Raw genomic sequence first — 24,766 nt, forward strand, 5'->3', positions numbered from 1 at the left:
GAATAATCAATTGAATAAGTATTCACTCGAATAAAATGCCATGTTCATAAGTAGTCACTTGAGTGGGTGGGTGCTTTTTTGCTAATTAAAACAGCTTGATGCGTTTTCGTTCAGGCTTTTTGTTATCTGCAATATGGGATAGGCAAGGCGGGGGATACTGCTTTAATCGGGGAAACATGTGGGGTCAGTGTGAACATGCTTCTTTGTCCCAAATCTGGACGTCAATAAAACCATCAAAACCATCAAAACCATCCAATGAACCCACCTAAGTGATACTTAAACTTGTTCTCCGACAAGTTAGTCAGTTTTGACTTCACAGATAAAAAAATGGCCCTATATCGCTATAGGGCCATTTTTATTTAAGACTATTTAGTCTTACTAAGTAAATAGCTGAATAATGATCAGCGTGATCAATGCTGGACACACGTACTTTACATACAGTGGCCAGATGCGCCAGAACAAGCTGTTACTGTTAACGCCCTCTTGAGCTTGTATGTCCTTGAGTAAGTCATTACGTTGCCATACCCAGCCTAGATAGATAGCAATACCCAGTGCGATAAGAGGTTGAGCTCGCTCCGTGGTCAAGGTGATCATAAAGCTAAACAGCTGATCGAAATTCAATACCACAATCAGAGATAACACGATCACTAGGGCACCAATTAAGTAGGTGGCTTTGTTACGGTTTATCGACTTTCTCTCCATCAGATAACTGGTGGGGACTTCGACAATCGAGATGGCGGAAGTAAGGCCTGCTATGGTCATCAAGACGAAAAATACAAAAGCCAACAGGTATTGTAGTGTGCCGCCTAAGGTATCAAATAGTGCGGGCAGTACGGTAAACACTAAGGTATCGGAATTGAGTAAACTGCCATCCTCAGCAAAAATTTGCACACCATTGTGTTGCGCCACATACATGGCTGGAATGATCATCATGGCAGCGAGGAAAGCAACACTGGTGTCAGTTAACGTGACATAGGCAGTAAGCTTACCAAGGTTTTCGTTCTTATTTAGGTATGCCCCGTAAACCATCATGGCACCTGTGCCGATAGTTAATGAGAAGAAGGTTTGCCCTAGTGCACCAATAAGCACATCGGCATCCCAAATTCGAGAGAAGTCAGGTACTAGCAATGCCTCTAATCCAGTCATCGCCCCTGGTTGAGTTAGGATGTAGATCACGCCCATGACTAGGATAAGTAGCAATAGCGGCATTAACCTTTTTGACCACAGTTCGATACCTTTTTGTACTCCTTGGCGTATTACCCAGATCACCATCAGGATAAACAGTGTCGTGAACACTAAATTACGGGAGAGGGAGAACTCCATCAACCATGCTGATACCTCTGTAAAGCCAAACATTTCAGCTATCGGCGCTAAGGCAAAGCTGACAAACCAACCGGAAAGTATGGTGTAGAAGGTACAGATCAATGTGGCGGTAATAATTGAAATAAAACCGATGGCTTTCCCTATTTTTCTATTGACTTTTCCGGTGCCTATTTTAGCCATTGCATCGGCGGGATTGGTTTGTCCGTGGCGGCCAATCATCAGCTCGGCGACCAACATGGGATAACCCAGAATTAAGATAAGCACCAGATACACAAGCAGGAAAGCGCCGCCACCATGGGTTGCAGCTTGTGTGGGAAAACCCCAGATATTACCGACACCAACGGCTGAGCCTGCGGCTGCCATGATGAAACCTATTCTGGAACTAAAATGGGTGGACTCTGTACTGCTCATGCTTATCTCACTTACTTTCTTTCTCTCTTCAAGAGGGGGCATGATAGAGGTTTACTACGCTAGGTCAATGAGGATTTATAGCTTGAAAGTGTTTGTGCTTAGGCTTTAATCTCGTTAATTCGTGTTTTTGTGATTCATCTTTGCTTCTAGAGTGTTATTTGTGAAACATTCTTGCCTTGGTGGTGGTGTGGTGGAGAACGACGCAAGATTATCGCGTTTCAATTAATTTCATAACCGGGACGTTAACTCACACCGGCAAGCTTTTAAACTTGCCGAAGATAGATTAAGAGGGCAGTGGAATACTGGTTTTGCTCTTTACCTGTTTAAGCACGAAACTGGATTTGACCCCTGAGATATGAGGATTCGTTGTGAGTTTCTCAAGCAGGAAAAACTTAAACTCCTTCATATCGGCAATAAGGACTTTGAGTTGGTAGTCGGCATCACTTCCTGTTAATAGGCAGCACTCCTGAACTTCGTCATACCCTGCAATGGTATTTTCAAAGGATTCTAAAATAGCCTTAGAATGTCTTTCCAATCTGACTTGAACGTAGGCGGTGAGTGATAGATTAAAATGTTCAGCTGACAGTAGAGTCGCATATCCAGCGATATAGCCAGACTCCTCTAGGGCTTTTACACGTCTGGAGCAGGGTGAAGCTGATAATCCCACTCTTTCCGCCAGTTCTTGATTTGATAATTTACCTTGGCTTTGAAGTAACGTTAAAATGGCTAGATCGATTTTATCGAGTTGTAGCTCTGCCATAGCAGTAGATCTCTATTTATTTTAACCTTATACCGATAGGTATTAGTTAAGCATACCGTTAAATTTAAAATGAAGAGAGCTGGCTCTTGTCATTTTATTGAGTGTTTTCCAATTTATTTCTGCTTTTGATCAACTCTGAGTAGAAGATGCTCAAATAGGGAAAGCCTTTATGTACCACGAAGATTGAAAGTAGACCAATCCCACCGCCAAGAATTGTAGAGGCAAGCACATCTTGAGACCAATGCATGCCAAGTAGCATACGGCTAAACCCCATGCCTATGCTCCAGAGAAACAACAAACCAGGCAGAACAAGGTTACCAGCGAGTAGAAGATAGTAGCTGGCGATCATGGTTAAGGTCAGCGCAAATAGTGTGTGGCCAGAGGGGAAAGCAAAACCCACTTCATGTTTCCAATGCTGTTTAACCAAAGGAGAGAGGACATGCTCTGAATGGGCATGTTCGAGTCTATCTAGTGCGTTGCTCATCTCAGCTTTTCGTTGCAACTTAGGTAACGAGTAAAAATTGTCAATATCAAGCTGATATTGTGACGCTAACCAGGCAGCATTGGGCCTAGGTTCATTGAAGTAAGGCTTAAGAAAGCTGTTTAAGGTGAGTGTGGTACACATGCCTAATGAAATAGCGAGAAACAGGCTAATGAATTGCGGTTTAGATAACAGCTGATAGCTTAAGAGTAAGACCAGCAATACTGTGGTAACACCATAGGGGGCAGTGCCTGTTGAGGTTAGCCAAAACAGAAGGTTAGCCAGTGTCGAATTTAAGGGGATCAGCGGAAAGAGTGACGTATTAAGCATCAGTAAAATGGCCGGTATGATAGCGAGAATGGTCCAGCCAAAAATCATAGGGACAATAGGGGAACGAATGATTGCAGAAGGTGCTTTCATCAAAAAGAATGCCTTTTAGTACAGTTTATAAACGCAAGCCGCTTAGGCTAACTTGCAAAAATCATATTGCCAAGCAGATAGCTTGATAAACAAGCAAAGCGAATGAATTAACATCATGGATTTAACTGGTCATTAACACTTGTGTAAATTATTAACGTAAAAATGACTGAGAAAACCCCCTATGACCATATTACGCCATTGGGGCTTCAAAACCGTGTTTTTAAAGATGGGATGTTGCTTATGTTAGTGACTCCTTACATAAACAACATTATAACGGGTGATATTCACAAGCGACGTTGAGGATAAATCATTTACGCTTCAACACTTCGATGACGTGTAATGAACATGAGTGCTAAGAGGACTGTAAGCAGTAGGCCTGTGCCCATTAAGAGTGCGTAATCTTCAAGCTTGAGTATTGAATAAAGTACGCCATAAAGACTCACTAACATGGCGGCCATAATCCTTCCCTTCTTTACACTGGCTGTGGCACTGCCAACATAGGCTGATATTGATAAAATCGGAATGCTGGCGGCAATAGAGTAGGCATAGTTAAAAGCCAAATGCTCAGAGAGCGAGAGAAGCAGTAGATAAAATAGCGTGACAGCACAGCCTACTAAGAGGTATTGAACTAAATTAAGGCGTGTATTCTGGCTTAATTCGAAGATCAGCAGCATGATAAAAGTGAGGGCGATAAATAGCATGCCGTACTTTACAGAGCGTTTAATTTTACCATAGTGAGTGACGGGTTCAAAAAGCTGGCTGCTTGCCTGAACTTCGGTGAGGTCGATATCCTGATCACTACTAAACACTTGAGGATAGTTACGGGTCAGGTGACTGATTTGCCAGTCGGCACTGAAGCCAGTATCGGAGATCTCTCTATTGGTGGGTAAGATCCCGTTGAAACTAGGGTGGGGCCAGTCTGTGGTGATCTTTATATCGGTATGTTCACCTAAAGGTAGTGCACTAATGGACTGCGACCCACGTAGTGCTATGACAAATTCTACTTCAAACTTTTTCTGTGTTAGATCCACTGAGATAGGCTGGTGAAATCCACGCTCTAACCCTTGCAGACGATCCAGTCCTGTGCCGGGCATGATGCCATTATCGACTAGAGTTGATAGCGTCTCACCTTGTGTGTTGAGTAGGGTAAACTGTTCAATTTTTTCAATCGCCTGATTGGCTGAAATACCGAAAACAAGACGGGCATTATCAATTTTGAGTTCAACGAGATTTTCGATGTCCAGCTTAGGTATCACAAATTTAGCCTTGCCAGTGACAGCCGCACCATAAACAAGTGACTGATATATGCCTCTGGAGCGAAAATCGTGTTTAAGATCCATCGCTAAGGTTAAATGTTTAGGGAGTATAACAAGCTCACTTTGGTATTCTGACTTGAACTTTACCGGCTCCCCAGCATCATTCACTTTCTCTTTTATCACTTGATAACGATAAGGGATGACAAGCGCAGGCCCAGAGACTCGTTGTTGTGGTCCCCATGATTGGCCTATTTCATTGATGACGTCATGATAGAGGTATTGGCGGTCAGAGGTCATGTTCATCACGATCCCTAAAGGGATTGCCGATAGCAGTGATATGGCGACCAAGATGATTATTTTGTGGGTGATATTGCTGGCAGCTGTTGTGAATAAGTTGAGCATTGCTGATTACCTTTCCCTTTATTGAGTAATATTTCCTGTCGGTATTGAAACAGAATAGTGCGAGGGGAGGGGGGCAAGGCGATGATCAATAGTGGCAAAAAAGAGGCTTTGTGATGATCATAAAAACAAAAAAGAGCGCGTAAGCACTCTTTTTCTGTTGGGAGTTAGCGAATAAGTTCCCTTACTTTCTCTGAGTTGGACAGATTATTCTGCAGACTCTTCACGTTCGTTAAGCTTCTTCTCAAGCGCATTGACTTGTGCTTGCAGTGCTTCAAGTTTTTCGCGGGTTTTCAATAATACGTGTTGTTGTATTTCAAACTCTTCATGGGAAACCACATCTAACTTCATTAGCTGGTTCTGCAGGATCTGTTTGCTCTTCTCTTCGAATTCACCGGCAAACTGCTTCAAGCCATTTGGTAGGTTTTCGCTCAGTTGCTTAGCAACCTCTTCGATTTTCTTTGGATTGAACATGGTTTATTTCCGCCATTAGCTATGAATGTATATTACTTAAGAGTGTACCTGAGGGTGTCATTTTAAGAAACCTGTGAGATCAGTAACGGGTTAACCTCAATTCAGGATTATAGGTTTAGGTTAGTAACAAAAAGACCCAGTTCAATAACTGAACTGGGTCTTTTTAGATGGGCTATCACTGCTATGCCGTGACTTTTATCTCTTCATCAAACTCAGGAAGAGGCACATGTCTTTCAGCTAGATAGGTGTAGATCACTGGTAGAACAAATAAGGTAAACACTGTGCCTATTGCTAAACCAGAGACGATAACCAGACCAATATTGAATCGAGCCACTGCGCCCGCTCCAACGGCAAATAAGAGAGGGATAAGACCCGCTATCATGGCTGCTGTGGTCATCAAGATAGGACGTAAACGCACTGTGGCTGCAAGCTTAATCGCATCAATCTTACTGAGGCCGTTATGCAGTTGTTCCTCTTTGGCGACTTCACACATCAAAATCCCGTGCTTAGTGATTAACCCCACTAAGGTGATGAGACCGACTTGGGTGTAGATGTTCATCGATGAGAGTCCAAAGACGTGTGTCCAAGCAAGTGCGATTAATGCACCACTGATAGCCAGAGGCACAGAGACCAATATCACTAAGGGATCTCGAATACTCTCGAATTGACTGGCTAAGACTAAGAAGATGATTGCCAGTGCTAAACCAAAGGTGGCAAATAGCGCTGAGCCTTCGGTGACGTACTGGCGAGCTTCACCTAGGAAGTCATAGTCGTACCCTTTAGGCAGGTCGTTATCGCCTATATTCTTGAGGAAGTCGATAGCATCACCTATCGTGACGCCTGGTGTGGCAACTCCGCCTACGGTCAATGCATTCATCTGGTTAAAGTGAGGCAAAGAGCGCGGTTCTGCGACCATCTCTATGTCCACTAAGCTAGATAGCGGGATAGAGCGACCATCGGCAGCCTTAACGTAGAAGCCATTGAGCGCTTCAGGGTTATCTCGGAACTGACGCTCAACTTGTGGGATCACCTCATAAGAACGGCCGTCGAGATTGATTCGATTGACATAACCATCACTCATCATGGTGGTTAGCGTTACACCTATATCTTGCATGGTAATGCCATAACTGCCGGCAAGATCACGTTTGATATGGATTTTCATGGTGCCAGAATCGAACTTGAGGTTGATTTCTGAGTAGACAAATAACGGACTATTCTGCACTTTCTCGAGCACGTTACTGCCTATCTGGAACAGGCTTTCGAAAGAGTTAGATGTGGTGATCACAAACTGGATAGGTAGGCCACCAGATGAACCAGGAAGCTCTGGCATTTGGAAGGTGGTTACTGCTATGCCTGGGATCTGTTTGAGTTCATCACCCAGTATTTTTTGCATCTCTTTCTGGCTATGGTCACGCTCACTCCAAGGCACCAATGGCGAAATACCGAAGGCTTGGTTAGAGTTTGGTATACCCACAAAGGCGAGTGAAGCCTCGCTTTCTGGGTGTGACTTGATGATATCGGTTACTAGCATCATATTCGATTGAATGTAATCTAAGTTTGCTGTCGAGGGCGCTGTGCCCATCATCATGACCACACTCTTATCTTCATTCGGTGCCAGCTCAGAGGGGATGAAACTGAACAACACAGGCAGAGTACCAAACACGATAATAGCAAAAGCTAGCACAACAGGGCGACGTTCCATTACGGCATTGAGCATGCGTTGGTAACGGTTTGTCATCCCAGATAGGAAGTGCTCTACTCCGCGCTCAAAACGGTTAGGTGCTGAGTGAGGCTTTAAGATTTTTGAACACATCATTGGCGACAGCGTCAGCGCGACAATGCCGGAGATAAATACCGCTCCGGCCAAGGTGAGAGCAAACTCTTTAAAGAGTGAACCTGTGATCCCCCCCATCAAAGCAATGGGTGCATACACTGCCGCCAGTGTAATGGTCATGGAGATAACCGGCACCGCAATTTCACGGGTACCAATAATGGCAGCTCTAAAGGGGGTTTCACCTAACTTGATATGTCGGTCGACATTTTCCACCACCACAATGGCATCGTCCACCACTAAGCCGATGGCCAGCACCATCGCCAGTAGTGTCATTAGGTTCAATGTAAAACCGAACATCTGCATGATGACGGTCACGCCGATTAATGAGAGTGGAATCGTTACGATTGGAATAATGACCGCACGCAGTGAACCGAGGAAAAGCGTGATCACGATAATCACAATGATCGACGCTTCACCTATGGTCTTAATCACCTCTTGAATCGACTCATCGATCGCCAATGAGGAATCATAGAGGATACGGGCATTGATTGACACGGGCAGACTACGTTGGATATCAGGCATAAGTGCACGAGCATCGGCAGCCACAATCAGAGGGTTAGCGGTTGGTGTTACATCGAGTGCAACAACGACGGCCTCTTGACCGTCGGCTAGTGCGCGGTAGACATCGTGACTTTTCTCTAGACTCACCTCGGCAATATCACCTAGGCGAACAACCAAGCCATCTTTACTGGCAATAACCAGTTTTTCCAACTCTTCGACGGTGGCCACTTGGGTATCAGCCGTACCATTGAAGAGGGTAAATGTGCCATTTGCCTGACCCACTGCCGACTGGTAGTTGTTGGCTTGTAGAACTTGCATTACTTCAGTTGAAGAGAGATTGAACGCCCCCATACGAGCGGGATCGATCCATATCCTCATGGCGTATTTGATACCGCCATAGAGGTTAACTTTTGCGACACCGTTGACAGTGAAAAGCTGTGGTTTAACGACTCGCTCTAGATAATCGGTTATCTGACTCGAGTTGATTTGAACGCTGGAGAAGGAGATGTAAAGTACCGATGTTTGCGATCCCGTTGACATATCAACAGTGGAATCTTCGGCCTCTTTCGGCAGTTGAGAGCGGACGGAGTTGACCTTGGCAAGTATGTCAGCCAGAGCCCCATTAGGATCAGTATTGAGCTTCATGTAGACCGTGATCTTAGAGGTGCCCAATGAGCTGTCTGAGGTCATAAAGTCGACGTTATCAGCCTGAGCTAAGGCTTGCTCCAAGGGCTGAGTAATAAAGCCCTGAATGAGATTTGCATCGGCACCATAATAGCTGGTGGATACGGTGACCACTGTGTTGGTCATCTCTGGGTATTCACGAACCTGCATACTACTTAGGGAGTTAAAACCTAAGAGCAATAGTAGGAAGCTTATCGAGGCGGCGAGGACCGGCCTGCGAATGAAAATATCAGTAAAGCGCATTGCCAGCTCCTATTATAGTTGTGGCATAGTGGCGGGAGGAGTCAATGCATCATCCTCGGTCACTTTGACTTTGCTTTTGTTACTGAGTCGGACCTGACCTGAAGTCACAATGAGGTCATTGGCGGCGAGTGCTCCGGTGACTAAGGCGTTATTTCCGTTACGCTCCAGTATTTCAACATTGATCTGTTGTACACGCTTTACCGTATTTCCTTGCTCTTGGCTCTCATGGATCAGATAGATAGAGTTACCGTAAAGAGTGAAGTTAATTGCTGTTTGAGGCAGCACAAATTGTTGCGTCATTTCGGGTAATAAAACAGACACTCGCGCAAACATACCACTGCGTAATTTTGCATCTATATTCGGTATTGTTGCTTGTATTTGGATCAAACCACTCTGGTAGAAAACAGCAGGTTCAATGGCTGATATTTTACCTTCAAAGGGATGAGTGGGGTAAGCATCTACATAGACGTGGATCGTTTGTCCGTTAGAAATACGTGGCAGTTGAGTTTGTGGCACAGTAAAGCGGATCTGCATGGTGCTGATATCTTCTAAGCGAACGATATCGGTGCCAGCCTGAAGATATTGACCTAAGTTCACACTGCGAATACCCACTAGGCCTGCAAAGGGTGCATCGATGGATCTACGATTTATGGTGGCAGTAAGACTTTCAATGTCAGCTTTTAAAGCCAAATATTTAGACTCGCTGTTATCCAAATCTTGCTTAGACACTGAGCTGTTCTTATAAAGGCGACTGAGCCTTTGGTAGTCAGCTTCGGCGGCAGGTAACTGAACCATTTTGCTCTTTAAGTTTGCTTTTTCAACCGTTGAATCGAGCAGAATGAGGTTCTGTCCTACTTTGACTTCAGTGCCATTTTCAAAGTTAATGCTATCGATCACACCTGCAAGTTCATTGGCGATGGTCACACCTTGATTAGGCTCGACAAAACCGATTGCATCAATAGTCGGCTGCCAATTTTGTGGTATCAGTGTCATGGCTGTGACAGGGGATTGAGGCTCAGGCATATTGGCAATGGCATCGGCAATTTTGCCTTTAACCATGATGTTAAAACCAATGACCGAGCCGAATGTGAGAAGTGCAATGATGAGCATTATCAGGGTCCATTTTTTCATTTTCCTGATCGTTCCTTTTTTAAGTTTATTTTGGTTATTTGAGTAAGGTTTTCCAGCAGATATCGCAGGCAACTTCTAATTCGTTCTTATCGTATTCTATTTGGCCTCGACGTATGCTTCGACCCAGTGCCATTGACGGCTCTAGTGAAATAGCAAACATGACCTTGTTTTGTAAATTATGAAATATGCCCTCGACTCTTCCCGCTTCGAATAGCTGATGCAGTCCTTGAAAAGTGCTTTTTTCAAAAGCTTGATGTGGGTCTGAATCGATTCCTGGCAGGTGTATATATTGCTCATAGCTCAAGTTTGCTGGCGTGCGTTGTCGGCCAAAATCAACGATATTGAACCAGATCCGTTTAAATCTCTGTTCTAGGTTGCCCTCTTGGCAGTCGACTAAAATATTACTCGCCACTTCGCGGAGCACATGTTTCCTTAATTCAGAGATTAACTCCTCTTTATCTTTGAAATAACGATAAATCGTTCCAGCGGCAACACCGGCTTCATTTGCAATCTGTTGCATCGAAAGCCCCTGCAACCCCTTACTAGCGATAATTTTTTCGGTGGCTCTGAAGATAAGCTCGCGCTTATTATCCATATTATTCTCAGTATAGCGTACGGAATGAATGAATGTTCATTCACTATTCTATGTTACCTGTTTAAAGATGGCAATCATGAAATAGAGGATGTAGGGGAAATTCTGGTATGATCGGCAATCATTCAATATTGTTTATATCCAATGAATCTCCAAATGCAGGACTCTGCATATGGAAGAGGTTTGGATACAGTGTTTTGGTAAAAGTTAACAGATGAAGCTAAATCCCGGACAAAATGACGCCGTTCACTATGTTTCTGGCCCTTGCCTAGTATTGGCGGGTGCAGGTAGTGGTAAAACTCGCGTGATCATTAATAAGATTGCCTATCTGGTGCAGAAGTGTGGCTATAAAGCCAGAACGATTGCAGCGGTCACGTTTACCAATAAAGCGGCGCGTGAGATGAAAGAGCGTGTTGCTCAGTCTATGGGACGCAAAGAAGCGCGTGGTTTGTGGATCTCGACTTTCCACACCTTAGGGTTAGAAATTATTAAGCGTGAGCATAAGGTCATTGGTTTAAAGCCGGGCTTCTCCTTGTTTGACGATCAGGATTCTTTGGCGCTTTTGAAAGAGCTGACCGAAGATGAGTTCGACGGTGATAAAGATCTGTTAAAGAACCTCATGACGGCGATTTCGAACTGGAAGGGGGATCTGATTGTTCCCGAGCAAGCCGATAAGATTGCTGCAGATGAGCAATCAAAATTGTTTGCTCATCTTTATCAACGTTATGCCAAACATATGAAGGCGTACAACGCGCTGGATTTTGACGATCTCATCTTAATTCCTACTCTTTTGCTTAGGCACAATAAAGAGGTAAGGGATAAATGGCAGCAGCGTATTCAATATATGCTGGTGGATGAATATCAAGATACCAACACCAGTCAGTATGAACTTGTTAAGCTGCTTGTGGGTGAACGAGCGCGTTTTACTGTGGTAGGAGATGACGATCAATCAATCTACTCATGGCGTGGCGCTAAACCGCAAAACCTGGTGCTGCTAGGTAAAGATTTTCCTACCCTTAAATTGATCAAACTCGAGCAGAATTATCGCTCGAGTCAACGTATTCTGCGAGCGGCCAATATACTGATTGCCAATAACCCTCATGTTTATGATAAAGCGCTATTTAGTGAGCTTGCCTACGGTGAGCCATTAAGAGTCTTGATTGCGGCGAATGAGGCGCAGGAAGCTGAGCGAGTGATCGCTGAAATGATCCGCCATAAGTTTATGGGGAAAACCCAATTTGGTGATTACGCCATATTGTATCGTGGTAACCATCAGTCTCGTCTGCTCGAACGATCATTAATGACCAACAGAATTCCTTATAAATTAAGTGGTGGTACGTCATTTTTTGGTCGAGCCGAGATTAAAGACATTATGGCTTATTTAAGGCTGGTGGTTAATCCAGATGACGATAATGCATTTTTGCGCGTGGTGAACTTACCTAAACGAGGCATTGGTCCATCCACTCTCGAACGTTTAGGTAATTACGCCAACGGGCGTCATATCTCCATGTTTGAGGCGATTTTTGAGGCTGAGCTTAATCATCATCTGACCCCCGCTGCGATGGGAGCATTGTATAAGTTTGGTCAGTTTGTTATCGATACCGGTGAAAGAGCCACTCGAGGCGATCCGGTTGATGCGGTTAAACATCTTATTCGTAATATCAATTACGAAGACTATCTCTATGAGACCAGTACTAGCGCCAAAGCCGCTGAGATGAGAATGAAGAATATCTCGGAATTATATCGCTGGGTGACTGAGATGCTTCAGGGGGATGAACTAGATGAAGGGATGACCTTGTCTGAAGTGGTGACACGTTTAACGCTAAGAGACATGATGGAGCGAAACAGCGAAGATGAAGGAGGAGATCAGGTGCAATTGATGACCTTGCATGCTTCTAAAGGTCTTGAATTCCCCTATGTGTTTATGGTGGGTGTTGAAGAGAGGATCTTGCCACATCAGAGCAGTATCGATGAAGATAACGTTGAAGAGGAGCGTCGTCTTGCTTATGTTGGCATCACTCGAGCTCAGAAGGAACTTTGGTTTGTATTGTGTCGTGAGCGGCGCCAGTTTGGTGAAACCATGCGTTGTGAGCCTAGTCGTTTTTTGCTTGAGTTACCCCAAGATGATTTGATCTGGGAGAACCGTAAGCAGGTTCAGAGCGAAGATCAACGTCAACAGACGGGAAAGTCGAACATCGCCAACCTAAGAGATATGTTTAAGAAGTAACTTGAGGACTCCTCTTTTATTATAACGGAGGAGTTTATCACCAAACTATTTGAATTCTGCATCTTGACGTGGTTTGAGTATACCTAGGCACAAACGAGCTCAGATATTTCTCTCAGATGAATGACTTCTCCCAAGGCTTGTCCTTGCCCTTGCTCAAATCCTATTTTTTGCATCGCAGTTTTCTGATTTGTCGTACTAATGCCGTCAACGAAAACGTTTAACTCGAGAGCCTGCGCTGCTAAGAAGTGAGCGTTGAGTAGCTTAGTATGTTGTTCACTATCAAGGTGGTTGGCATAACTTGGATCGAGTTTCAAACCTTGAAGAGGTAAGAAGGTTAGGCTACTTAGTGCGCTATGGGCACTTCCATATCCGCTCAGCGCTAAATTAACATCTAATTTAGTGAGTTGTTCAAAAGCACATATATGGTTATCAGTATCGAAGATAAAGCCTTGCTCATCGAAAAATAACCATATTTGCTGGCGATTAAAATGGCTTTGTTTAAGTTTGTTTTTGAGCTGCCTTAAGGCGTGTTTATGCTTTAGGTGTTGTCCGGAGATGTTGAGGTGCAAAGGCAGGTGGTCTAATGTTCTTTTCCGTAACCCTGAATACTCATCATTGAGGCTTTCTAGCAGGAAGATATCAAGCTCTGTGGTTAAATTACAATGCTCGGCGATATTGAATAGTTTGGTTTGTTTAATTTTGCCTAAGCAGGGGTGATTCCAATAGAGGCGGGGTTCTAGTGCTAGTATTTCCCCAGTGGATAGCTCTTGAATTGGCAGGTAACTTATCAACAGTGAGCGGTTCGAGATAGCATTTTGAAGCTCCTGTTCTAGCTCGATATCTTTATCCAGTTGTTTATGAGACTTATCATCGAAAGTAACATAACAACCTTTGCCATTTGATTTTGCTTGATACATAGCAGCGTCAGCATCCCGTAATAGGGACTCACTGGTATCTGCCTTATTATTACTAAAAGCAATACCAATACTTGCACCAGACTTGAATTGTTGATTTGTTAATTTATAAGGCTCTGATAAACCAGTTAATACACGCTCTGCGACCTCTTCAGCATCGTGAGAGCCATTTATTCTATCGAGTAGTATGACAAATTCATCGCCGCCAATTCGACCTAAGGTATCATTATCTCGGATACACAATTTGAGCCGTCTTGAGGTTTCGACTAGAAATCGGTCGCCTTCAAGATGACCTAAGGTGTCATTGATGAGTTTGAATCTGTCTAAATCGATAAACAGGAGAGCAAATCGATCGAGTGTATGTCTACGGGTATGTTTGACTGCTTGAGCAAGTCTCTCCATAAACATAGCGCGACTGGGAAGTCCGGTTAATGAGTCATGATTTGCATCATGGGTGAGCTGTCGCTCTACCTTTCGTCTCTGGGTTATCTCTTTCTCTAAATCTTGATTAAGTAATGCCAGCGCTTGTGTTCGCTCAACGACCTTCTCTTCGAGTTGTTCATAACTTGAGATTAATGATTCGGCTGATAATTTACGTTCAATAGCATTGCCGATATGTTGAGATACGAAGGTGAGAAGATCGAGATCGTTTTCTTGATATTTTCGTGTTTTGCTCGTGCTATAAATAGTTAATGCACCACGAACTTGCTCTCGAATGAACAGAGGGATACCAATCCATTGATGGATATCTTTGGTGTTATCAATCTCTGGCATTTTTGAATATATTTCACCAGCATTGACTAAGGCTTGAATATCACTACGTTGTAGAAGTAATGGTTTACGGTGCTTAATTACGTACTCAGTTAATCCATCACTAATGTTTCTAGTGCTTGGTTCGGGGCCTTTAGCTTGGCTGACATAAAAAGGAAAGTGAATCATGGTGCATTGTTCATTGAGCAAAGCAATGTAACAGTTGCTTACGGGGATCAAATGGCTAATAACTCGGTGAAGCTCGGAATAGAAGGTATGGGTGTCAATGTTCGAGGTTGATAAGTCGGCTATCTCAAATAGCGATTTCTGTAGTTGTTCTGCACGACGTCTTTCATTTACTTCCTGTTTCAGCTTGTCGTAGGCAACACTAAGTTCTTTGGTTCTTTGTGCTATGGCCTGCTCTAGTTGTTCTTGATGTTGAAGCCTCGCCATAATATTGGATATTTGATGGCTAACAAAACTGAGTAACTCGATATCCATCTCAGTGAAACTAATATTTTTAGAATAGCTCTGAATAACGAGTACACCCACTACGCTATGATTTATCTTGATTGGCGTGCCAAGCCATTGGTGACAAGGTGCGCCAAGACTTTCTATTTCTTTATCTAAGATCAGTTGATCAAATTTATCTTGATCGCAAAGGAGGTATTTTCCCGTTTTGAGCACATAGCCAGTAAGGCCGCTAAACAATTTTTCTGAGATGCTTTCTTTGGAGAATAACTTAATGGGGTGGTCATCTTTTTCATCGAGAAAAAATGGCACTTCAAGTACGTTATTTTGTTGATTGAGCAAGGCGACAAAGAAATTATCAGCAGGGAGAAGAATGTTGAGAGATCGATGAACCTGCGAATAAAATTCGCTTGGGGAACTCACCTCCGCTGCTAAGTTGGATAACTCCAGCAACATATTTTGCGTGACTTCAGCTCGCTTATACTTAAGAGCTAGGCTCTTTAAGCGTGTGATCCTTTTTTGCATAAGCTCAAATTCACGGTGTGAATATTGAGTTGATTCATCCCTAAACATAATATCCGCCAATCGCTATTCTTATTTTATGGAGCTAGGATTTGGACTAATTTTTTATTGTGGTATAAATAGCATGAAAAAGCATCACAGCCAAGGTATTTACTCATCAAGCATTGCAGATAAAACAGGCTTAATGCGTAAAAATAAGCACAATGAGTTAAAAGTTGAGCAAACGAGCGAGCTAATTGAATAAATCTGTAGACGGCAGGCTAAATAATCCATATTATATGCCTCGCTAACAAGGCAGGCACCCATAGCTCAGCTGGATAGAGCGCACCCCTCCGGAGGGTGAGGCCGAGGGTTCGAATCCTTCTGGGTGCACCAGCACTCTGAATGTGATGAACGCTAAGTTAGTCGTAAGAATGTTATTGAAATAGTCAGTGGTGATTGTAGCTCAGTTGGTAGAGTCCCGGATTGTGATTCCGGTTGTCGTGGGTTCGAACCCCATCAGTCACCCCATTTCAATTAACATTAGTTCGACGATTTACAGAGGGTGACTTCTTAAAATATCAGTCTCGGTGATTAGCGCAGCTTGGTAGTGTATCCAGATTGTGATAAGAACGGACCAGAGGGTGACCCTCTTTAAATATCAATTTCGGTGATTAGCGCAGCCCGGTAGCGCATCTGGTTTGGGACCAGAGGGTCAGAGGTTCGAATCCTCTATCACCGACCAAATTATATATGTATTGAATTTATTTGATATAGCAAGAACAGAGGGTAACCTCTTTAAATATTAGTTTCGGTGATTAGCGCAGCCCGGTAGCGCATCTGGTTTGGGACCAGAGGGTCAGAGGTTCGAATCCTCTATCACCGACCAAATTTACTAGAAGCCCTTAGAGAAATCTAAGGGCTTTTTAGCTTTAGCTGATGGAAGTCAAAGGTTCGAATCCTGCTCTTTATTAAATCAGCCAATCAAATTCGAAAGCTTTTTGAGCCTTTGAAACCAAAGGTGGAAGCTATTTTCTCGTACATAGAAAGGCCTAGGTAGTACCTAGGCCTTATATCAATGGGAACTCATTACTCTTTAAGAGTTAATCTTCAATTTCAGTTGGCGGGAAGATATAGCCCATAAAGGCATTAGTTTTTAGTGGCGTAAATCGCTCTAATTGACGCATCTCTTCGATACCAGTCACAATGACTTTAATGTCGAGTCCTCGTGCTACATTGATAATTGCTCGACAGAGTTCACCACTGTGCTCACTGTCATCATAGTAGGCGAAAGATTGGTCTAACTTAACGTAGCTAGGTCTGAGTGATTGCAGGTAGGACATAGAGCCAAACTGACGACCGAAGTGATCGATACCAAAATGCGCCCCGTTATCCCGAATGATGCTGCAGATTGAGTGGCAGGCATCAGGATCGCTGTAGACTGCAGCCTCTGGAATATCAAAACAGATACGTTCTGGTAGAGAGGTGGATCGCAAGAAGGCATTGAGCCATTCATGGAACTTAGGATCGCTTAAACTCTGAAACGTTAGGTTTACTGCTATGGGCTCGTGATTTTTACTGAGTAGGTGCTTCTCTTGTATATCTTCGATTAAGCATCTATCGAGTAAAGAGCCTAGAGACAATAACTCCACATAGGGCATAAATTGGCCTGCATGAATTATCTTATCTCCCATATTAAGTTGACAATAAAGTTCTCTTTGTAAGATGTTGTTACTGTTATTGAGATGAACAGGTTGCCATTTAAACTTAAATTGACGTTTTTGAATCGCTGCGCTTAAGTGTTCACGCCACTGTTCTCGAGTGAATAACTGCTTTTCATTGGTTTCAAACCAGTGGAAAACTTTATCCTCTTTAATGGCTTTTTGAAGAGCGTTATCTGTTTGGGCTAAAATATCAGAAACAGACATCTGCCCAATGCGTTCGGCAACACCAATAGCAAAGTTTTCATTTGGTTTACAACCAGCCTTAGACATTTCTTGGTTTATGGTTCGAATCAAGGTCTGTAAATATTTACTGGTCTGATCATGTTCGGAACTGGTAATTAAAAAGGCAAATTCATAGGCCGCGATTCTTGCGATAACTGAACTTGCGACTTCATCTAGCTGCTCTTTCATCTTTTCTGCAAGTAGTTTGATGGTTTCATCTCTAACTTGATAACCATATTTACTATGAACTTCCTCTAGCCAATCGAATTTAGCCATGACTAAGGCACCGCCGGCTGGCTCATTTAACCAACTGTTCAATCGCCCCATCATATATTGTCGATTTGGTAGGCCGGAAGCTTGGTCAACTAAATTCTTCTTTCGAAGTTCACCCACTTCTTCATCGAGAGAGTTAAACAGTTGCTTTAATTGATCTGACATACTGTTAAAGGCTAAAACAACAGATTTAAGCTCAGCAGTTTTGGGGATCTGCATATCAGGTCCAAATTTACGTTGAGCGATCTCTTTTGCATGTTTAGCTATTTCGTTGAGCGGTTTTAATATCCAAGTAAGACCAACCCGAGCCATCACAATGGCGATGAGAAATAGGATTGAGAAGACGATAATAGCGTTCGTCAAAGTTCGCCAGAGTTCATGGTAGCCGAATCCTGGGTGGGCAGTGATCTCTAAATTTGCTAACTGGATCCAACCTGATGTTATTGTGCTTTCTTTCTTTATTGTGTGAAAAAAATCAAGATCAACAAACCACTTGGGAACTCCCTCTATGTGGATGGGGTTATTCCAGATTTGTTGTTTACCATCCACTAACCAAGTCAATTTAACTTGTTGATAGTAGCCACCTTCGAAGATGACATTGATCAGGGTTTCAGCGCCAACAATATCACCAGCCTCGAGATCAGGAACTAACATTATGCCCAGTGAATTACTGGTGTTGTTAAGATCTGATTCCATCTGCTTTGTTAAAAAGCTTTGAGTCTCAGTGAATTGTACATAGCCTAAACTCGCGACCACCAGTAAGAATAGGCCGAACAGTAGTGAGTATATCTGTCGAAACAGTGTCATCTTTCTAGCTACTCCAATCTTAATTTGGGTTTTCTGAGTCTTTCGACACCCAATCTGTGTTTGAGGTCGTTCCATTTAGCAAGCTTCTTAGATGAACCTGCAAGAACCCCTCGTCCTTTTTCTTTGTTAAGCCAAAGCTGTCGACCATTAAAACTGTATACCGGCAGCAGATCTTTTCTCTGAGTTGCAGGTTTTATCTTGCGATCTAAATTATCCAGCACTAGCGGGATAGACCCAGGAGTCTCGTAATAAGCTAACACCATATGGTATTGATTAACCGTGGTTGCTTTTACCATAGTGATCCGCAATTTATCTTCTGCTACACCAAGTTGGAGTAGAGTGAAATATTTGGCAATTGAAAAATCTTCACAATCACCACCGTTAACACCAATAAACTCCATTGGTGTGGCCCAGTAGTTGCTCTCTCCCCAAAGCTTAATATCATCAACGAAACGAAATAGATTAAAGAAGCTATTTACCTTAGTGATCTTCTCTCTTTCGTTTAGGTTTTTTGCTTCATCTAGCACTCTAAACCAAGCTCTAACTCGTTTTCCCGCTCGCTCACCGTAGCGAGACTCAAGCGTTGAGGTAATATGTTCCTTATTGAGCTTTTGTGTAGGGGAAGCATAAAGACAAGAAGTGCCTAACATCACTGCGATTAACAAGAATCGACAGACTTTGATATAAGGTAAATTATTAAGCCTGTCTTTCATGATGTTAGATTTTATTCCTTATTGCACTTCTTCATCTACCGTATAGATATTCCACTTCATATCTGCTGTTGTATCTTCACCTGTGACTTCAGCGATAACACGTCTATTTCGAGTATGGGCTGTTGCGGTCTCACTAAAATCAATTGGACGATCAAAGCTGTAGCCAATAGCAGTTAACCTGTCAGTATCTATTCCAAAGCGTTCACTTAGTGTTGTTGTGACCGCATTAGCTCTGTTTTGGGAGAGAACTAAATTATGATCGTAAGATCCCGTCTTACTAGAATGTCCTTCGATGGTCACTTTAGTATTAGGAAACTGGCGCATAAATGTTGCGATGACTTCAACTTGATCATAGTACATAGGGTCAATGTAAAAAGAGTCATTAGGGAATAAAATCTTAAGTTCCTGACGTTTGTTAATGGGTTTGATCTTTCCGCAGCCATAGTTATCAATGGTTGCGCCAACAAAAGTATCGTTGCAGCGTTCACGGGCAACGATAACACCATCGGTATCATTATCATTGAGATCGTTTACTTGGGTTGTCGCTCCATCCATAGTGACTATGTCTCTCATGGAACAACCGGCAAGTAAAATTATGCTTAATATCAGAATGAAAGCTCTCATTAGTTTACCCCTCCTTCGTAGTTGCGTTCACCTAGCCATACATCAGGGCGAGTGACTCTTAGTGATTCCAGAAGTCTTCCCGTTGCATTTAATACACGATACTCAGAGATGACTTGGTCATATTCCGTTTCTATATAATCTTTACGAGCCTCAAATAGTTCATTTTCGGTATCGAGCAGATCGAGCAATGTTCGTTGGCCTAAGTTAAATTGTTGGCTATAAGCAACTTGTGTATCTTTGGCTGCGATAACATGTTCTTGGATATACATCTTCTGGGGTTCGAGTAGCTCATAAGCGTTCCAAGAAAGAGTGACGCCTTCAACAACTTGACGATGCGCACGCTGACGGATCTCTTTGGCTTCATTTATTTTGTAGGCAGCTTCTTTCTCGCGCGCCAGATCTTTGCCACCAGAAAATAGGTTGTACTTTATTCTGACCATGGCAACGAGATCGTTACTGTAACCAGAAACATTCGAGGTTGGTATCACACTGAAACCATCTTCACCGTCTAAGTTATTGTTCCAATTACCTGCCAAATCTAAAGAGAGTTTAGGGTAATAATTTGATTGTACTGATGATTTTTCATTTTTAGCCGCTTCGATATCACTGCTAGCAGATTTTAATATCGGATGGTTTTCTTGAGCGAGGAGAATACTGGTGCTCAGGTCCTCTGGCAGCATCTCATCATCCGGCACGGGGACGATTAAATATTCAGGCTCTGATGCAACTACTTTTATAAATTGAGCCTTAGCATCAAAAAAATTGTTTTTGGCAGAGATCAGGTTAGCGTTTGCGCGAGCTAAACGACCCGTTATCTGAGATAGATCGGCGATTGAACCTAGACCGGAGTCGGTTCTTTGTTTGATCTGTTCATAGATGTCTTGATGGCTGAGCAAGTTCTTTTCAGCTAGCGTTACGACTTGATCAGTACGAATATAATTAATGTATACCTTGACTACATCGAGAGCCATATCTTCAGCAGCCGAGAAAAGTGCCCATTGATCCGCGCTGGCTTCGAAGCTGTATCTATCAACTTCGCTACTGGTATAGAAGCCATCAAAAAGCATCTGCTTAATGCTAAAGCCTGCTTCACCACGCTCTAGTCCGATGATACCGTCAGAATCAACATCAGGATTACCTTGATTGATTTTCCTACGAGACGAAGGACTATTAGTTTGCTCCCACCCATATCCGCCAGTTAGATCTATGGTTGGCATATAACCAGCGATAGCTTGGTTAACTTGCTCTTCACGGGTTTTAAATCGGTTAAACGCGATACGAATTTCAGGATTCGTATCTAAAGTATGTGCTACAGCTTGTTCCAGTGTCTGGCTATAAGCCGATACTTGAATGAACAGCGCGCTAAATGTCAGTGCTAGAGCACTGCGTTTCAACTGCCGAATTGTACTGGTATTCATTGTTAACCCCTCCAGGTTGAATTTTGAGGCTTATCGCTCTCTAAGGGCGGTATCTTTAGCTCTTAAAATTGGATTAAGTATGTATTCTAGAATGGATCTTTGCCCTGTAATCACATCAACTGAAGTCAACATCCCTGGTATAATTGGCATCTCTGTGCCATCGTCCCTCATTAAACTTGATAGTTCAGTTCGAACTCTAACAAGATAGAAGCTGTTTCCCTCCTCATCTTGTGATGTGTCAGCACTGATATGCTCGACGATCCCATTTAGCCCTCCATAGCGAGTAAAATCATAGGCTGTGACTTTAACCACAGCAGGTAGTCCTGGGTGTAAAAACGCGATATCTTTAGGTAGTATTTTTGTTTCAATCAATAATTGATCTTCAGATGGAACAATCTCAATGATATCAACACCAGGCTGAACAACGCCTCCTAAGGTGTTTATGTGAATGCTCTTAATCGTACCGTTGACCGGAGATGTTATCTCTGCTTTATTGACTTTATCTTGAGCGCCAACTTGCGCTTCACTCATCCGTGAAAGTTTAGTTTGTAAGTCGTTAAGCTCAGTTCGTGTATCGGCTGCAAAGGTAAAAACGGCTTCGCGTCTTTTTAAGATGGCTTCATCCTGTGAAGCTTTTACTTTAGGGCGTAATAATCTCATGGTGGCTAATTCACCTTGGATATCATTGACAGTACGTTCGAGTTTAAGTAGTTCAACTTCAGGAACAATGCCTTTATCTGCTAAGGGACGTGTCAGTGATAACTCTCGGGAAATTAACTGGTAGCTTCTGGTTAAGGTTTTTATTTTCGATGCTAATTCTTGTGTCTCTTGTTGTCTCTGTTGTATCTGTCGAACTAAAATTTCGAGCTGGTTACTGAGGCTGTCTAATCGACCCGAGTACTCTTCCTGTTGGCGTTTGATGAGCTCAGGTTCGAGTTCTGTGAGTTCAACTGAAAATGTCAGAGGTAACTTAGTGATTTTGACCTGTTCACGCCAATCAGATGTCATATCGGTAATGACGATGCTGTTTAATTCAGTTTCTAATCGTTTTACATTGGCTTGTAGGCTATATACTTCTTGCTCCTGCTGTGCAAAGTCAGAACGAAAGCGAGTAGCGTCAATACGAACAAGTGCTTGTCCTTTTTTGACTATCATTCCCTCTTTCACATACATGTCTTGCATTATTCCACCATCAAGACTCTGAATTACTTGTATTTGTGAAGAGGGAATTACTTTTCCCATACCTGTTGTCACTTGATCAAGTTTGGAAAAAAATGCCCAAACAAAAAAACATATAGCCAAGGAGGTAAGGGCCCAGATTATTAATCTATGACTGGTTGGTGCATCTGTCATCATGGCACCATACACATCATCGACCATCTCTAGATCTTGGGTAGTTAAATGCTTACTCATTGGTTTGTCCTCCAGCGAGTAAGCCCTTACTTAGTTTATCGAGTACCTCAGCTTTTGGCCCATCAATAATCACATGTCCTCTGTCTAACACGATAATTCTGTCCACGAGTTTTAACAGATGCATCTTGTGGGTGATCAGTAGTAGTGTTCGATCTCGAGTGACATTTTGCATAGCATGAATGAATTGCTTTTCCGCCCGAGCATCTAAACTGGCACTGGGTTCATCCATTAGCAGAACAGGAGGGTCATTTAACGTTGCTCTTGCCAGTGCTACGGTTTGTCTCTGACCGCGGGATAGGGACTGGCCACCTTCTCCAACCTGCTGATCTAAGCCTTCACTGTCAAGATCAGTAAAGTGATTTATGCCTGAAAGTTGTACAGCCCTAATTAACTGATGCTCAGTTACCTGACGGGTGCCAAAGAGAATATTGTCCCTAATTGTGCCGTGAAAAAGCGTTATATCTTGAGGTAAATAACCAAAGTTACGCCTTAGGTCTGTTGGATGGATCTGAGCAGAGTCGAGTCCATCGTATCTCAGACTTCCTTTTGTGGGCTGATAGAGTCCCACAAGCATCTTAGCCAATGTGCTCTTGCCTGAACCGTTGCGGCCTATGATGGCAATGCGTTCACCTGGCTCGATATTGAGAGACATGGGATGCAAAATAGGTTTTTCTGAACCAGGATAACTGAAGCTAATGTTATCGGCGCTAATCTTTCCCTCTAAGCGTTGTCGGCTAACCAAGTGGCCTTTATTTTCAAACTCATCTTCTTGAGTCATGATCTCGTTGAGCTGACGTAGAGCACTGGCTGTATGATTTCCTCGAGTCATCAAGCCAGCTAGTTGTGCCATAGGCGCTATTGCACGACTTGATAAAATCACCGCGGCAATAATACCGCCCATAGAAATCTCATTGTCTGCGACTCGATATACACCTAAAATCACCACACAGACCACTGAGAGTTGTACGACAAAGTTCGCGAGATTAGTCACTGCGGTGGAAATCTTTTTAGATTTTAGTTGCCAGTTGGCGGTATGACCTATCATCTGTTGCCAGCTTTTCTGCACCAAACCCTCAGCACCGCTTGATTTTATAGACTCTAATGACGCCAGAGATTCAATTAAGTGACCGTGTTTTAAACTAGAAAATTTATTACTCTCCTCAATTGCAGCTTTTAACTTTGGCTGCATGATTAGGGTGTAACCAATGATAATGATGCTTCCTATGAGGGGAATGACAGCAAGATCACCTGCTACTACATAGATAATAATCAAGAAAAATAGAGCAAAAGGTAGATCAACCAGTGTCGTTATCGTTGCTGAGGTTAAAATCTCTCTAATACTGTCAAACTCGCCCAACTGTCTAGCCATACCTCCCACACTTGGTGAGCGTTTTTCGAGTGGTATCCCTATGGCTTTAGCAAACAGTCTTGAGGAGACGATAATGTCGACTTTCTTGCCTGCCACATCGATAAGGTAGGAGCGTAGTTGTCTCAATATTAGGTCGAATATGTAAGCGACGCTGGCACCAATGGCCAGTACCCATAGTGATGAGAAAGCTAAATTTGGTACAACTTTATCATAAACATTCATGATAAAAAGCGGGGAGACCAAGGCAAATAGGTTGACCAAAACTGAAGCCAGTAGTGCATCTCGATAGATAGGGGCTGAATCTTTAAGGGTTTGTAGCAACCAATGAGTTTTATTGTCATGGAGATGAACGTCGAAGCCCATGTCTCCACGGTACTGCTGTTTAACAAGAAATAGATAACCAACATAGATGGCTTCTAAATCCTCAAGTGTTAATACCTGTTCCCCACCGGTCTCAGGTAGTTGGATAACCACTCTATCTTTTTCGACATCTAACTCACGAAGAAGACAGGCTTTTTTATCCTTAAGGAGTAATACACAGGGCAAAAAAATAGGTGAAATCTGGTTTAGACCTTTTTGAGTTAGTTTAGCCGCTAACCCCGCACGAGCAGCGGCCTGAGGCACTAAATCGGGTGTCAGTACACTGCCGGACAAAGGCAGCCCTGCTGCCATAGATTCGCTAGAGCAGGGGCTACCGAAATATTCGGTTAATAGTACTAAACTGTCTAGTAAGGGATCGACAGTTACTCGTTGAGAGGCTGACACCGTCCACTGTTCAGTATTTTTAGGGGCTGTTACGGACACCTAAAAGCTTATCCTTAAAGTTATATC

Annotated in this window: 16 protein-coding genes and 4 tRNA genes; 5 read left to right on the plus strand and 15 right to left on the minus strand. The window is 43.1% G+C overall.

Translation table 11 applies throughout. The features are described 5' to 3' along the window. Positions 1-378 precede the first annotated feature (378 nt). The 8 genes from HWQ47_RS02825 to HWQ47_RS02860 form a co-directional block, all read right to left on the minus strand. Positions 379-1,734, minus strand: a complete 1,356-nt coding sequence (locus HWQ47_RS02825) for a sodium-dependent transporter (protein WP_269969687.1) — start codon at positions 1,732-1,734, stop codon at positions 379-381. Positions 1,735-2,017: 283 nt separating this feature from the next. After that, positions 2,018-2,494 carry an Lrp/AsnC family transcriptional regulator gene (locus HWQ47_RS02830; protein ID WP_269969688.1) on the minus strand — a complete coding sequence of 159 codons (477 nt, stop codon included), beginning with the start codon at positions 2,492-2,494 and terminating at the stop codon, positions 2,018-2,020. 94 nt (positions 2,495-2,588) lie between these two features. Beyond that, on the minus strand, positions 2,589-3,395 hold the full coding sequence (locus HWQ47_RS02835; RefSeq protein WP_269969689.1) for a phosphatase PAP2 family protein: 807 nt from the start codon (positions 3,393-3,395) through the stop codon (positions 2,589-2,591). 311 nt (positions 3,396-3,706) lie between these two features. Next, on the minus strand, positions 3,707-5,053 hold the full coding sequence (gene creD, locus HWQ47_RS02840) for a cell envelope integrity protein CreD (RefSeq protein WP_269969690.1): 1,347 nt from the start codon (positions 5,051-5,053) through the stop codon (positions 3,707-3,709). Positions 5,054-5,257: 204 nt separating this feature from the next. Further along, positions 5,258-5,524 carry a ubiquinone biosynthesis accessory factor UbiK gene (ubiK, locus tag HWQ47_RS02845; RefSeq protein ID WP_269969691.1) on the minus strand — a complete coding sequence of 89 codons (267 nt, stop codon included), beginning with the start codon at positions 5,522-5,524 and terminating at the stop codon, positions 5,258-5,260. 181 nt (positions 5,525-5,705) lie between these two features. Further along, complete coding sequence (locus HWQ47_RS02850) at positions 5,706-8,786, minus strand: multidrug efflux RND transporter permease subunit (RefSeq protein ID WP_269969692.1); 3,081 nt, start codon at positions 8,784-8,786, stop codon at positions 5,706-5,708. Between the two features lie 12 nt (positions 8,787-8,798). Continuing rightward, positions 8,799-9,917, minus strand: a complete 1,119-nt coding sequence (locus tag HWQ47_RS02855; RefSeq protein WP_269969693.1) for an efflux RND transporter periplasmic adaptor subunit — start codon at positions 9,915-9,917, stop codon at positions 8,799-8,801. Between the two features lie 34 nt (positions 9,918-9,951). Beyond that, positions 9,952-10,512, minus strand: a complete 561-nt coding sequence (locus HWQ47_RS02860) for a TetR/AcrR family transcriptional regulator (protein WP_269969694.1) — start codon at positions 10,510-10,512, stop codon at positions 9,952-9,954. Positions 10,513-10,723: 211 nt separating this feature from the next. Between HWQ47_RS02860 and rep the strand changes: the two genes are divergently transcribed. Continuing rightward, positions 10,724-12,736 (plus strand): DNA helicase Rep, encoded by a 2,013-nt coding sequence (gene rep / locus HWQ47_RS02865; RefSeq protein ID WP_269969695.1) that lies wholly within the window; start codon positions 10,724-10,726, stop codon positions 12,734-12,736. Between the two features lie 83 nt (positions 12,737-12,819). Here the strand turns inward: rep and HWQ47_RS02870 are convergent, their stop codons facing one another. Next, positions 12,820-15,444 carry a sensor domain-containing diguanylate cyclase gene (locus HWQ47_RS02870; RefSeq protein ID WP_269969696.1) on the minus strand — a complete coding sequence of 875 codons (2,625 nt, stop codon included), beginning with the start codon at positions 15,442-15,444 and terminating at the stop codon, positions 12,820-12,822. Positions 15,445-15,691: 247 nt separating this feature from the next. Here HWQ47_RS02870 and HWQ47_RS02875 point away from each other — a divergent pair. The 4 genes from HWQ47_RS02875 (at position 15,692) to HWQ47_RS02890 (ending at position 16,261) form a co-directional block, all read left to right on the plus strand. After that, positions 15,692-15,768 (plus strand) — tRNA-Arg (locus HWQ47_RS02875). A 59-nt stretch (positions 15,769-15,827) separates the two neighbouring features. Beyond that, a tRNA-His gene (locus tag HWQ47_RS02880) sits at positions 15,828-15,903 on the plus strand. Positions 15,904-16,040: 137 nt separating this feature from the next. Next, a tRNA-Pro gene (locus HWQ47_RS02885) sits at positions 16,041-16,117 on the plus strand. Positions 16,118-16,184: 67 nt separating this feature from the next. Then, a tRNA-Pro gene (locus HWQ47_RS02890) sits at positions 16,185-16,261 on the plus strand. 214 nt (positions 16,262-16,475) lie between these two features. Here the strand turns inward: HWQ47_RS02890 and HWQ47_RS02895 are convergent. The 6 genes from HWQ47_RS02895 to HWQ47_RS02920 are packed head-to-tail and all read right to left on the minus strand — an operon-like array spanning position 16,476 to position 24,739. Continuing rightward, positions 16,476-18,398 carry a bifunctional diguanylate cyclase/phosphodiesterase gene (locus HWQ47_RS02895; protein WP_269969697.1) on the minus strand — a complete coding sequence of 641 codons (1,923 nt, stop codon included), beginning with the start codon at positions 18,396-18,398 and terminating at the stop codon, positions 16,476-16,478. Between the two features lie 8 nt (positions 18,399-18,406). Beyond that, on the minus strand, positions 18,407-19,111 hold the full coding sequence (locus HWQ47_RS02900; protein WP_269969698.1) for a transglutaminase-like cysteine peptidase: 705 nt from the start codon (positions 19,109-19,111) through the stop codon (positions 18,407-18,409). An 18-nt stretch (positions 19,112-19,129) separates the two neighbouring features. Next, positions 19,130-19,735 carry an OmpA family protein gene (locus HWQ47_RS02905; RefSeq protein ID WP_269969699.1) on the minus strand — a complete coding sequence of 202 codons (606 nt, stop codon included), beginning with the start codon at positions 19,733-19,735 and terminating at the stop codon, positions 19,130-19,132. Next, complete coding sequence (locus HWQ47_RS02910; RefSeq protein ID WP_269969700.1) at positions 19,735-21,153, minus strand: TolC family outer membrane protein; 1,419 nt, start codon at positions 21,151-21,153, stop codon at positions 19,735-19,737. The genes HWQ47_RS02905 and HWQ47_RS02910 overlap by 1 nt, the downstream gene beginning before the upstream one ends. Before the next feature lie 30 nt (positions 21,154-21,183). Further along, positions 21,184-22,566, minus strand: a complete 1,383-nt coding sequence (locus tag HWQ47_RS02915; RefSeq protein WP_269969701.1) for an HlyD family type I secretion periplasmic adaptor subunit — start codon at positions 22,564-22,566, stop codon at positions 21,184-21,186. Continuing rightward, positions 22,559-24,739 (minus strand): type I secretion system permease/ATPase, encoded by a 2,181-nt coding sequence (locus HWQ47_RS02920; RefSeq protein WP_269969702.1) that lies wholly within the window; start codon positions 24,737-24,739, stop codon positions 22,559-22,561. The genes HWQ47_RS02915 and HWQ47_RS02920 overlap by 8 nt, the downstream gene beginning before the upstream one ends. Positions 24,740-24,766 lie beyond the last annotated feature (27 nt).

Origin of the sequence: Shewanella sp. MTB7 (genome assembly GCF_027571385.1) — a bacterium.
In the GTDB taxonomy this organism is placed as follows: domain Bacteria; phylum Pseudomonadota; class Gammaproteobacteria; order Enterobacterales; family Shewanellaceae; genus Shewanella.

Excerpts from the sequence above, each read along its gene's own strand:
- HWQ47_RS02870 (WP_269969696.1), bottom strand. The coding sequence starts at position 15,444 with ATGTTTAGGGATGAATCAACTCAATATTCACACCGTGAATTTGAGCTT.
- HWQ47_RS02910 (WP_269969700.1), bottom strand. The coding sequence starts at position 21,153 with ATGAATACCAGTACAATTCGGCAGTTGAAACGCAGTGCTCTAGCACTG.
- HWQ47_RS02825 (WP_269969687.1), bottom strand. The coding sequence starts at position 1,734 with ATGAGCAGTACAGAGTCCACCCATTTTAGTTCCAGAATAGGTTTCATC.
- creD (WP_269969690.1), bottom strand. The coding sequence starts at position 5,053 with ATGCTCAACTTATTCACAACAGCTGCCAGCAATATCACCCACAAAATA.
- HWQ47_RS02900 (WP_269969698.1), bottom strand. The coding sequence starts at position 19,111 with ATGAAAGACAGGCTTAATAATTTACCTTATATCAAAGTCTGTCGATTC.
- HWQ47_RS02835 (WP_269969689.1), bottom strand. The coding sequence starts at position 3,395 with ATGAAAGCACCTTCTGCAATCATTCGTTCCCCTATTGTCCCTATGATT.
- HWQ47_RS02905 (WP_269969699.1), bottom strand. The coding sequence starts at position 19,735 with ATGAGAGCTTTCATTCTGATATTAAGCATAATTTTACTTGCCGGTTGT.
- HWQ47_RS02915 (WP_269969701.1), bottom strand. The coding sequence starts at position 22,566 with ATGAGTAAGCATTTAACTACCCAAGATCTAGAGATGGTCGATGATGTG.
- rep (WP_269969695.1), top strand. The coding sequence starts at position 10,724 with ATGAAGCTAAATCCCGGACAAAATGACGCCGTTCACTATGTTTCTGGC.
- HWQ47_RS02860 (WP_269969694.1), bottom strand. The coding sequence starts at position 10,512 with ATGGATAATAAGCGCGAGCTTATCTTCAGAGCCACCGAAAAAATTATC.
- HWQ47_RS02855 (WP_269969693.1), bottom strand. The coding sequence starts at position 9,917 with ATGAAAAAATGGACCCTGATAATGCTCATCATTGCACTTCTCACATTC.
- HWQ47_RS02830 (WP_269969688.1), bottom strand. The coding sequence starts at position 2,494 with ATGGCAGAGCTACAACTCGATAAAATCGATCTAGCCATTTTAACGTTA.
- HWQ47_RS02850 (WP_269969692.1), bottom strand. The coding sequence starts at position 8,786 with ATGCGCTTTACTGATATTTTCATTCGCAGGCCGGTCCTCGCCGCCTCG.
- ubiK (WP_269969691.1), bottom strand. The coding sequence starts at position 5,524 with ATGTTCAATCCAAAGAAAATCGAAGAGGTTGCTAAGCAACTGAGCGAA.
- HWQ47_RS02895 (WP_269969697.1), bottom strand. The coding sequence starts at position 18,398 with ATGACACTGTTTCGACAGATATACTCACTACTGTTCGGCCTATTCTTA.